This window comes from Flavobacterium sp. CG_9.10 (genome assembly GCF_015752245.1).
Classification (GTDB): Bacteria; Bacteroidota; Bacteroidia; order Flavobacteriales; family Flavobacteriaceae; genus Flavobacterium.
This window is the reverse complement of the sequence record NZ_JADOVD010000007.1, coordinates 199,149-210,281: the sequence shown is the minus strand read 5'-3', so window position 1 is coordinate 210,281 and position 11,133 is coordinate 199,149. Positions and strand designations below refer to the sequence as shown.

General features: G+C 34.1%; 9 protein-coding genes. 1 reads left to right on the top strand and 8 read right to left on the bottom strand.

Annotation, left to right across the window (positions count from 1 at the left end):
• Positions 1-87: 87 nt before the first annotated feature.
• Positions 88-1,206, bottom strand: a complete 1,119-nt coding sequence (locus tag IWX84_RS08195) for a hypothetical protein (protein ID WP_196850249.1) — start codon at positions 1,204-1,206, stop codon at positions 88-90.
• A 259-nt stretch (positions 1,207-1,465) separates the two neighbouring features.
• Here IWX84_RS08195 and IWX84_RS15440 point away from each other — a divergent pair, with 259 nt between their 5' ends.
• Positions 1,466-1,675 carry a helix-turn-helix domain-containing protein gene (locus tag IWX84_RS15440; protein ID WP_196850248.1) on the top strand — a complete coding sequence of 70 codons (210 nt, stop codon included), beginning with the start codon at positions 1,466-1,468 and terminating at the stop codon, positions 1,673-1,675.
• A gap of 33 nt (positions 1,676-1,708) precedes the next feature.
• Here IWX84_RS15440 and IWX84_RS08185 read toward each other — a convergent pair whose 3' ends face one another.
• The 7 genes from IWX84_RS08185 to IWX84_RS08155 form a co-directional block, all read right to left on the bottom strand.
• Positions 1,709-2,854 (bottom strand): hypothetical protein, encoded by a 1,146-nt coding sequence (locus tag IWX84_RS08185; protein WP_196850247.1) that lies wholly within the window; start codon positions 2,852-2,854, stop codon positions 1,709-1,711.
• A gap of 22 nt (positions 2,855-2,876) precedes the next feature.
• Positions 2,877-3,533, bottom strand: coding sequence for a vWA domain-containing protein (locus tag IWX84_RS08180; protein ID WP_255549314.1), 657 nt, complete (start codon positions 3,531-3,533; stop codon positions 2,877-2,879).
• Between the two features lie 140 nt (positions 3,534-3,673).
• Complete coding sequence (locus IWX84_RS08175; RefSeq protein WP_196850245.1) at positions 3,674-3,970, bottom strand: hypothetical protein; 297 nt, start codon at positions 3,968-3,970, stop codon at positions 3,674-3,676.
• Positions 3,971-4,016: 46 nt separating this feature from the next.
• Positions 4,017-6,353: an EcoAI/FtnUII family type I restriction enzme subunit R gene (hsdR, locus tag IWX84_RS08170; protein WP_196850244.1), complete on the bottom strand. Its 2,337-nt coding sequence runs from the start codon at positions 6,351-6,353 to the stop codon at positions 4,017-4,019.
• Positions 6,354-6,407: 54 nt separating this feature from the next.
• Entirely contained in the window at positions 6,408-8,066 is a 1,659-nt protein-coding gene (locus tag IWX84_RS08165) for an ATP-binding protein (RefSeq protein WP_196850243.1), read from the bottom strand.
• Positions 8,067-8,084: 18 nt separating this feature from the next.
• Positions 8,085-9,311: a restriction endonuclease subunit S gene (locus IWX84_RS08160; protein WP_196850242.1), complete on the bottom strand. Its 1,227-nt coding sequence runs from the start codon at positions 9,309-9,311 to the stop codon at positions 8,085-8,087.
• Positions 9,308-10,762, bottom strand: coding sequence for an N-6 DNA methylase (locus tag IWX84_RS08155; RefSeq protein WP_196850241.1), 1,455 nt, complete (start codon positions 10,760-10,762; stop codon positions 9,308-9,310). Before IWX84_RS08155 ends, IWX84_RS08160 begins: the two co-directional genes overlap by 4 nt.
• Between the last annotated feature and the right edge of the window lie 371 nt (positions 10,763-11,133).

The following is an 11,133-nucleotide window of genomic DNA, read 5'->3' as shown; positions in this document are numbered from 1 at the left end:
CCTTCGTTTGTTCCTTGCAAGACAAAGATATTGACTAATTGCGTATGTTTGTAAAACTTAAAATGTTAAAGTCCGATTATTAGGGGGCTAAACCACTATTCCTCCTAAAAGCTTATCCTTAATCCAGTCTGTTTTAAAATCATTGTTTGCATCTAAAGTGATTTTAATTAGCTGCGTATTATTTATGTTAGCATAGTTTCCATAATAAACAGAATTGCCTTCTATAAATGGGTCGCTATCACGCACATTAATGAGACCCATCACGTTTTTCAGTATCTTATCATTAATGTCGATAACGACATGTCCACCATTATTGGTACCGCAGCAAAAACTAGTAAAGACAACAATTTTGTTATTAATATTTACTATGGAGTTTGCCCATTGCCCATAAGTACTACTTGGATTTGGAATAAAAATAGATGATATGTACTTCCCATTGTGGTCAATTTTGGCAATTTCTATATGCAAATTGTTGACAGCATCATTTATGTTACTTTTAATTACATAATAGTATGAATTATATTTTAAAATTGAGTTATCAGAACTTTGTTGTGAAATAGAACTTAAAGTATATACCCATATTTTATTACCATTTAAATCGAAAGAAAATACAGTATTTGGAATGTTTAATACAATCGTGTTGTTCTCAACAATTGCTTTTGATAATGGCTTTTCATTGAATAGAAGGGTTTCTTTAATAATATTAAAATTAATATCCGTATTGATTAAATATGTTTTGTAATTCTGCTTACTATCTTTAGTAACTCTTATTAAATATAGAGTGTTATTTATTTCAAATGTGTCTGCTATGTATGAGATAATATCATTACTATCATTATAGGGATAAACTTTTTCTTTACATCCAGAACATTCAATAAATTTAGATAAGTAAGAAAAGGTATGTGTATTAATTACTTCTTTACCATTCAATGACATTTCAGGAAGACCATTTATAGCAGAAAGTGTAAACTTTACTTTTCTATCTGAAACACTGTTTATAATGGCTTTTTCAGTACCATAAAATATTGACACATTAGAATTGCTAGGTAAATTTTCAGACATATTAAAAGTAATTTCATCTCCAGCATAACCATAGGTTGGTGTAACTGATTCAACCACTACATTTGAAATACTAGGCTGATTGTCTTCTGGTTTTGAGCACGAAAACAAAAAAGTTAACGATAAAATAAAAATTAGTTTCTTCATATTTATTTAAATAATCCTTACTTATTTACGGCATCAGGTATCCGTTTTTAAATTGATTTTATGCATTAAAATATTAATTGAGCTTTATTGTGTCTATTTAAACTAGGAAAGCATAGCTATCTCACAAAGTAATTTCTTTTCAGAATCATTTCATTACGGTTTTCCACATTCTGCAAAAACAAACACAGTTATCTTTTATGATAACCATATAAATCAAATATAGAACAAATTTTGACTTATCATAAAAGATAATTAAGATTTGGGAAATTCTTTACAAATAAAGGTTGGTAATCGTATTCAGGAAATCAGGATTGAGAAAAATTTATCTCAACAAGATTTGGCTGCCAAGTGCAACTTTGAGAAGAGCAATATGTCAAGGTTAGAAGCTGGCAGAGCCAATGCAACACTCTCAACATTAGACATAGTCTCTAAAGCTTTAGAAGTCGAGGTGATTGAACTTTTTAAATAGATAGCATTTTTTAATTCCAGCAGAGTATAAAAATTAATTAGTTAAATCTTTTACTAATTCCCTGTCTAGTTTTATGAACTTTTTTTCACCTCTTTCCCCTTTAATGCTATAAAGATCTAGCAACGACTCTCCAACCGCTTCTTTTATTTTCCTGTTGATTCTTGACAATATGACATTTATATCATTTTCGAAAGGATTGACAAGAAATTTAATTGCGTTGTGAATTACTTCTGGATTTGATAGGTTACAAAAACGAGTATACAATTGTTTCAATTCTTCCTTATAATCTTGTAACTCGTTTAAATTAATTCCTTCAGAATGGTTTAAGAATAATAAGTAGAGTGCTTTTTCCTTTGGATTTAGTCTCAATTCAAGACCTCCTAAATCAGTAAAAAAAATCTTTTTGGTATATCCTTTTATTTCCATTCTACTGGGTTGTTGTAATAATTTTGAACGTCCTCTGAAAGTCATAGTCTCCCTTATCCCATCTAACATATCAAAAAATTGTCTTGTGTATAATTTCGGAACGTCTCTCTCAATAAATTTATTCATGCAGCTATCGCAAACATCTGCAGTTCGCATTTTTAAAATAATTTGCGATTTATCCTGACAGAAATCCATTATACAGCCTATGGGAGTTTTGTGGATATTGGCCATAATTGCTTCATTTGTCGGAAACATATAAAAACGCATTAACCAAATAATCACTTCATAGGCTATGGGAAATCTAACATCTATGCTAGTACCAAAGAAGTGTTCCCAGTTTGAGGTTTGAATAAAATAGTTTTTCATAGAAGGAGAAATTCCTCCAAACCAATTTGGATTATTACCATAATCGGTAAGCAATACAACAATATCATCCTCAGAAATCTTTTTTACAGACCTATACTTTTTACATTCTAAAAATAATTGTTTCCAAGTTTTTACTTTTTCATTATAAGGAAACGCAATAGTTAATTCAGACACTTCCTTCATTGAGCGACTGAATTGTATATGATGTAATTTTTCAAAATCGTTACTATTATCCCATACTCTTACTTCATCATAAGAATTGTCTAACAACACTTCTTCTTCACATTCAAGAAAATGCATAGGTCCTCGGAATTGCTGCAATAAATGCAGTACGTTTCTATAGGTTTCCTCTTTTAATTCCGGTGATCGTAATAGATGTATATTCATAAAACCAAAGTAATTTATTTAATTAATTTCTACGATCTTTTTTTACAATAAAATCTAAAAAGCCTTTCTTTATTTTACCTTCAGATTTACTATTTGAATATTGGCGCATACCATTACTAATTTCATTCATCATTTCGCCCATATCGCTTTTATTAAAAGACACAACATTTTCTTCCCTGATATTCAACATTTTTGAGGTGTGAATAGCATCAATATCGGCTCCCAAGAAAGTAAAAGTCCATTTCTCAGTTTGTTCTAAAGCTTTAATGGTACTTGCGATTTGATGATATGTAAATTCTTTACTGGCATTCTCCATTCCATCTGTTAGTATGACCACCACAATGCTCATTTCATCATTGAGGATTTTAGATTCATTAGTCATTCTAATTTGGTTTATAGATATTCCTATGGCATCTAACAGAGCTGTACAACCATTAGGTTGATACATTGAAGGTGTTAGTTTTTCAAATTCTTTTAGTCCTAGATTCGTAAATATACTTTCAACATTATCATCAAAGATTGTCAAAGAAACTTCAAATTCTTGATCTGGAAATTCCTTTTGTAATTCTTTAATAGTTTCTAGCTGACTATTGAATCCAATGATTGTTGTTTCTCTGCAATTTCCCATAGAACCACTTTTATCAAGTACAAAATGGTATAACGTTTTTTTGTTTTTCATAATATTATTATTTAATTATGAAACAAAACTAGCATATTCAATTAGTGTATCAGATTCTTTGCAACCTTGCAAATGATGTTAAATTTAAATATTCTCATAAAGCGCATTGAGTTGCAGTATTCCTTATTATAGCCATTTGTTTACTTAAAAAATGATTCTATACCTTGCTCTATAAAGCTTCCAATTAAGATACCTACTAAATTTAATAGCGATATAAAAAAGAGTAATACAGCTGTAGATCTAAGACCTGTAGATTCTACTTTATCGGCTGTAAGCAGAATTAAACCAGAAATTACTGCTACAATAACGAAAATTGCAGTATAATTTTCTCTTAGAAAATTAAATAAATTTGAGATTAATCCCAGAACAGACGACAAAACCAATAAACCAACCAAAACTGCAAATATTATCAGAATTATTTTAATAGATTTTTCCATATTGTTTGATTTAAACTTTTTATCCAGATTCGTTATTATTGTCTAATTAAGCCACCCTCTCCTCATACAAATGCTTCTGAAACTCTATAAAAAGCTTTCTTATGTTTGTAACATCTCCTAGTTCTGACTTAGCATCTTCAAGAGATTGGTATTTGTTTGTAAGCAAGTTTGGTAATTTCTCCTGGTCTAATTCTTCTACGCCAGTCTCTATATACTTCGTTAAAACAAACTCTATGAACTCTTTCTGTTTATCGTTAAGTAAAGCAAAAATTGTTGCTTGCGCAGCTGCCACTCGTGCTTCTCTGGTTATAGGTTTAATATCGCTATTGAAGACATATTCCAACACATCAAATAAATCACTTTTATCTGCGTCTATTAGCTTCTGAAGAGTAGACAATTCGTCTTTTCCAAAACCTGCATCATCTAACTTCTCGAGCAATGTTTTTCGGGTTAAAGGATTGCTCCAAATGGTGCGCAATTCTTCTTCGCTTTTGAAAAAATCGGGAAGTGCGCCAAACAAATTATTCAGGAACTCTTCCACAGAAATAGGCTTGCCATCCGCACTCCAAAAAGAAGTAGCAATCATGTGTTGGATTTCTCTTTCCTTACCATCACGCAGTTTAATCTTAATTTTTTTGCGCTTTTCTTTAGGTTCTCCGCCTTCTTCATCTTCTTTAGGTTCTTTATCAGGATAAGGTGGGCTTGGTTCTCTAACAGCAGGTTCTTTTGGCTCTAATGGTTCACCATCCCATTCCGGATCGGCAAAATGGTGGTAGCCATCGACAAAATCATAAATGGTAAAAAACTCTTTTCCGTCAAACATGCGCGTGCCTCGTCCTACAATCTGCTTAAACTCAATCATAGAGTTCACAGGACGCATCAAAACAATGTTTCTAATGTTTCGTGCATCTACACCAGTTGAGAGCTTCTGTGAGGTCGTAAGGATGGTTGGAATAAACTTTTCGTTGTCTTGGAATTCACGCAAAAATTGTTCTCCAATTTCACCATCATTAGCAGTAACACGTACACAGTAATTTGTGTTGGTTGATTTCTTGTACTGATTTACTAAGTCCCTAACGGCTGCAGCATGATCTTGTGTTGCACAAAAGATAATTGCTTTCTCATTCTGATTAGCATCATCCATATATATGCGTACCCGCTTTGCCTCTCTTGCTTTAATCTCTATAATTCGGTTAAAGTCAGCTTCTTTATACAACCTTCCTTCTTCTACATCTCCCTCAATTAGTTCATCATCTCCTGTAAAGATGTAATCATCCATCGTGGTCTTGATGCGCTTAACTTTAAAAGGAGTAAGGAAACCATCATTAATGCCTTCTTTAAGTGAGTAGATATAAACCGGATCTCCAAAATATTTATACGTGTCTACGTTATCTTTTCGCTTTGGTGTTGCGGTTAAACCCAGTTGTACTGCAGGCGAAAAATACTCTAAAATTCCTCTCCAGTTTCCTTCGTCATTAGCTCCTCCTCTGTGACATTCATCTATGATTATGAAATCAAAATAGTCAGCAGGGTAATCCCCAAAGTAGGGAGCAGGTTTCCCTTCTGCATCTGTTCCAGACATAAAAGTCTGAAAAATGGTAAAAAAGATACTTCCGTTTGTAGGTACGCTACCTTTTTTTCTAATTTCTTTTGTGCTTATTCTCACCAAAGCATCTTCAGGAAATGCCGAAAATGAATTAAAGGCTTGGTCTGCTAGAATATTTCTATCTGCTAGAAATAATATTCTTGGTCTTCGGCTTCCATCGCGTTTTAAGTTCCATCGCGTCTGAAACAGTTTCCATGCTATCTGAAATGCAATAGCGGTTTTCCCAGTTCCTGTTGCAAGCGTTAACAAAATGCGGTCTTCGTTGTTCGCTAGTGCTTCTAAGGTATTTTTAACTGCTAATTCTTGGTAGTAACGTAATTGCCAAGTACCTCCTTTCTCTTCAAAAGGCACAGCAGCGAATTTTTCACGCCACTCGTTTTGTACGGCAAAAGTCTTGTTCCATAACTGTTCTGGAGAAAGGAAAGAATCCACCAGACCTTCTGTACCTGTCTTCATGCAGATACTGTAAATTTCATGTCCGTTTGTTGAATAAGTGGTCTCCAGATTTAGTTTCTCAGCGTACAGCTTTGCTTGAGCTACTCCTTCACCTACACCTAATTCATCACTTTTGGCTTCTACAACAGCGAGCTTGATTCCTTTATAAACTAAAATATAATCCGCAACAAGAGGTTTCGCTCTTCCGCCTCCAACCTGAATTTTGCCATCAGTAATTTTAGCTAAGCGTTCCCGAAGAATTTTTGACCCTTCAACAACTCCCCAACCGCAAGCTTTTAGCTTTGGATCAATGCGTTCTGCTCTTGTTTCGGCTTCGTTCATATATTAAAAAAATTTTAGATTTTACAAATTTTCTATTGCGTTTCTATTGAGCGTTTATTCGTTTTCTAACAAACTTTGCTCAATAGCATATCGCTTCCACCTATATTCACCCTTTGAAAATATTTGTTTATTCTCATGCATCTCCTTTAGTACACGTCTCACTTTATGCTTATTGATTTCCTCACCTATTCTTTTGTGAATATCTCCGAAAGCGCTTGATGGATAGGCTTTAATATCTTTATATAACAGCTCTTCAAGTCTATAATCTTCAATGTTTTTTAAAGTAGTCTTTCCTGCAAAATTAATTTTCCTGATAAATTCAGGGTTGATGGCGTATTGTGTTCCTTTTCCAGTACCCGTTTTTTTAATCAGGTCATAATCAACTAATTTTCCAATCCAATTTCGCAACCCTTGTTCCTCATTTTGATTTACTAACTTAGATATTTCTACTGCGCTTAAAGACTGTTGTTGCGCAATTAACCCAAGTGATATTACTTCTTTTTGTTTTAAAGTAAATTCAGAACTTGCTTTGTCCATCAAACGAACAATTTCTTTGCTTATAAATTGTTTTCTAATGATAACTGTAACTCTTTCATCTGTTTCTTTTACCATGGGAATAGGTTTACCAGAACCTAACAGCTTTGCGTAGACCAAATCATAGCCGCTGCCTTCTTTTTCCATAAGACCCAGATCATAAAAAACCTTAGAAAGATGTTCGTTTCTTCTGATAGATTGGCTTAAAATATTACTTGGCGTTACTCCATAAGGCAATCTGCCTGGACTATGTATTTCCAGCCTGTCAGTAAAGATGTTGATGAAAATATCTCCTCTTGTTGTATAGGTTCTGTGAACCAAAGCATTGGCAACTAATTCCCGGACTACTTCTAATGGAAAAAAGGGAATGTTTTTTCTAAACATGCCTTCAGAAATTTCTATACTTTCCTGCCAATCCGGTACATCTGTAAGCACTTTTTCTAACAACTCTTTCGGATTCAGAAAATAATCATCCAGCAGGAGTTTCCAAACTTTCTCGTCGTTTTCATCATATCGTATAACCTGTATTGCAGGAGGATACAACAACGAAGCTCTTTCGGCTCTACGACCTATCCAAAGAACACCCAGGTTGGTTAAATAATTACCTTTTTGAAAAAAGTAATAATCAAATATCTCTTCATCAGACATTTCTTTAATAAAAGCACTTACACGGGAAGAACTTCGGATATCTTTTAAAAAACTATTTCTTTTGTTTGTATCTGTTAAGGACGAATCTACTTTTTTGGTGGTTTGTTCTTCCCAGACAAAGGCATTTTTTTCGGCAGCCAATCGTGCCATCTCATCCGGAGGAATTGGACGGCATTCATCAGAAATTCGAATGTAGTATTTTCCGTCAGTGGTGGATGCTATGGTTTGCGCATTTCTAAAAACCTGAACTTTTATGTATTCCCCGCCGTTCTCAGCAATTAGAATAGTAATAGCTACAGCTACATTTATAGTGCGATGTACAATATTCTTCTGAATAGTTTCTGGTATATTCTTGTCTTTTATATTTTGATCTTTAGGTGGCTGATTAGAATTATCTTCTATACCTATTAGGATTTCGCCTCCTTGCGCATTGGCAAATGCCACACAATCTTTGGCTAACTCATCCCAGTCGGTTTGTTTGCCTTTTAGAAAACGTAAAGATTTTTTATCAAGACTCTTATTTTCTTCCATTACACTTTCATTACATAATTAAACGTTTACATCGCTAAGCTGCTTTTTCACTTCAGCTTTGTTTTTTAACTCCCCAGCAAAAGCCTTTTGCAACACACTCTTTTTTAACTCCTCTAAATCATTTATTTTTTGTTGGTAAATAGCTTCTAATTTTTTGGTTTCAGCATTTAAGGCATCTAACTTTTGGACTATGGTTTGTTGTTCTATTAGTGAAGGAAGATAAAATTTATAAGCAAATAAATGCTCACGATTAACTTTTGGCATACCAGCTCTTTGAGAACCTAAAATTGCATATTCAGTAAAATCTTTTGACAACAGTAAATGATATAAAAAATCTTTTGACATTTTCTCTGTAAAAGGCAATAGCGGGTAAATATCCGCACTACATAGTCCTTGAAAATCACAATTAACCACTTTCATTAGATAAGGTCGAATTTTACTGTATAGAATCATTTGCTCATCAAACAAAAATTTACCAGAAATAAGATTTTCTTCTTTTGCTGTTTTTAAATCAATTAGTGTTCCTTTTTGAGTTATAATGTTTCCTGCACCAATGTGAACTAAATCTTGAAACTCAAGTTTTTTTGGGTCTATCAGTTTTGATGATATTTCACAAACACTTCCCAATGTATTCTCTTCCCAACCCTCACATTTATTCTCAAACACCGCTTGCAAATAACTCTCAAAAAGTTCCTTTGCGTTTTTAAGGTTTTGTTGGGCATTGGCTTTCGCCTTAGCTATGGCGGCAAAGGCTTCGTCTAAGATGGCTACTATGCGCTGTTGTTCTGGGAAGGATTTAGGATAACGAAGAAGAATACTTTTTACTTCGGTATCAGTAACTGCTGGATAACTTGCTCCCTTTTGCAACTTTTCCATTTGCTCATTAAATTCATCTGTTAGTAAGAAATAGAAAAGGTATTGATTGAAAATAAAATCCTTTCCTCTTAATACAAAATACCCAGTGCTGCAAACTTGCTCGTCATAATCTTCCGTAATTAAAGCAACTCTGCTATGTGTTGGTCTAACTGTTGCAAAAATTACATCATCTGTCCTTACTAATTTTCTTGCTCGGCTTGGTGCATCTTTTCCCATTAACACCGTAGCATTCTCAATTTGTTTTGTTTCTTTATTTACGCTCGACACATCAAGATAAGTAAACTCTGCATTCGGCTTTTTAGTTGGGTCAACTGTTTCTGTTTTCACCAAAACTTCCCCCAACTTTTTTATTTCCCAACCTTGTTTCATATCAATTCCAAAATTGAGTTTAAAATAGCTTCACTTTCTTCGTCCAAGGCTTTCATTGCAGTCAAAATTTCTTTTGGTTTACGCAAGGCAGCTTCTTCTTTTTTGTTCGGGTTTTTGGCACTTAAATCAAAGGTATTTGAGTCAATGTCTTTTACAGCAATGCTCCAAGAGTTTTCGCTTTCGCCAAAGGTTTTTTGTAAGACTAAAAAGTCAGCCAAATCTTTTTCGTTTAAGGCATTGGTTTTGCCTAGGTTTCTATCCAAGTTTAGTTGGTAGAACCACACTTTTTTGGTTGCACTTCCTTTCTCAAAGAACAAGACAACTGTTTTTACACCTGCGCCTGTAAAGGTTCCGCCCGGCAAATCTAAAACCGTATGCAGGTTGCAATTTTCTAATAAAAGCTTTCGTAAAGCCACAGAAGCGTTATCTGTGTTGCTCAGGAAGGTATTTTTAATTACCACACCTGCTTTACCACCTGCTCTTAGTATTTTTACAAAATGCTGCATAAACAAGGAAGCCGTTTCTCCTGTTTTTATTGGGAAATTCTGTTGTACCTCAGCACGTTCTTTTCCGCCAAAGGGCGGGTTTGCTAATATGATGTCGTAGCGGTCTTTCTCCTGTATGTCGGAGAGATTTTCAGCTAGGGTGTTGGTATGGATAATATTTGGTGCTTCTACGCCGTGCAAAATCATGTTCATTGTACCAATGATATAAGCCAATGATTTTTTTTCCTTTCCGTAAAAGGTCTTTTTTTGTAAAGTGGTAATATCAGTGGTAGTCAGTTTTTTGCTGTTCATTAGATAATCAAAAGCCTCACACAAGAAGCCTGCGCTACCTACTGCGCCATCATAAATAGTATTTCCTATTTCTGGAGCGACAACTTTAATAATGGTTTTAATCAAAGGTCTAGGCGTATAATATTCGCCACCGTTACGCCCTGCGTTACCCATATTTTTGATCTTGTCCTCGTAGAGGTGACTCATTTCGTGCTTCTCGGCATGTGTACGGAAACGAAGTTCATCGATGCGATTAATTACTTCACGTAAGTTATACCCACTTTGGATTCGGTTTTTCAGCTCACTGAAAATCTCGCCAATTTTATATTCGATAGTATCAGCACTAATTGCATCAGCTTTGAATTTCTTGAGATAAGGGAATAGTTGGATATTTACAAAATCTGCCAAGTCATCACCAGTTAAAGCTGCGTGATGGTCTAGGTTGCCGTTAGTGTCCTTAGGTGATGCCCAAGTGTTCCATTGGAATTCTGGAGCTAAGATGTTCGAGTATGCCTTACCCGTAAGTTCTGCAGCAGTTGCTTTATCGTTCTCTAAATCCTCTAAGTACTTCAGAAACAAAACCCAAGATGTTTGTTCTACGTAATCTAACTCACTCCCACAACCTGCGTCTTTGTGCAGGATATCATCTATATTCTTAAAAGTCTGTTCAAACATTTATTCAATTCTTTTTATACGGTCAAAAATACATTTGTTATTTTAAGCTCAGATAAAAAAATCAGGTTTATTTATTCCTAACTAATCTTATTCATTTAATACATCAGGTTTACCTTAATCATCAGGTTTATTTCTGAAAGCTACATTTAAACAACTTCGCTAATTTATAGAAAAACAACTACAAATAACGAAATACGCTAAGATGTTTTAAATCACTCCGGACAAAACTATTCTTTAGAGTTTAAACTTCATTACGGGAAACCACAAAAAAATTAAAATGATTACGAAATCACTTCTTCTTAAGAAAACGAAGGTTTTACTTTAATTCGTTGTCTTGAGAAGGAAAAAGAATTTCCAAGTAATTGGAAAGT

Excerpts from the sequence above, each read along its gene's own strand:
- IWX84_RS08195 (WP_196850249.1), bottom strand. The coding sequence starts at position 1,206 with ATGAAGAAACTAATTTTTATTTTATCGTTAACTTTTTTGTTTTCGTGC.
- IWX84_RS08185 (WP_196850247.1), bottom strand. The coding sequence starts at position 2,854 with ATGAATATACATCTATTACGATCACCGGAATTAAAAGAGGAAACCTAT.
- IWX84_RS08180 (WP_255549314.1), bottom strand. The coding sequence starts at position 3,533 with ATGAAAAACAAAAAAACGTTATACCATTTTGTACTTGATAAAAGTGGT.
- IWX84_RS08175 (WP_196850245.1), bottom strand. The coding sequence starts at position 3,970 with ATGGAAAAATCTATTAAAATAATTCTGATAATATTTGCAGTTTTGGTT.
- hsdR (WP_196850244.1), bottom strand. The coding sequence starts at position 6,353 with ATGAACGAAGCCGAAACAAGAGCAGAACGCATTGATCCAAAGCTAAAA.
- IWX84_RS08165 (WP_196850243.1), bottom strand. The coding sequence starts at position 8,066 with ATGGAAGAAAATAAGAGTCTTGATAAAAAATCTTTACGTTTTCTAAAA.
- IWX84_RS08160 (WP_196850242.1), bottom strand. The coding sequence starts at position 9,311 with ATGAAACAAGGTTGGGAAATAAAAAAGTTGGGGGAAGTTTTGGTGAAA.
- IWX84_RS08155 (WP_196850241.1), bottom strand. The coding sequence starts at position 10,762 with ATGTTTGAACAGACTTTTAAGAATATAGATGATATCCTGCACAAAGAC.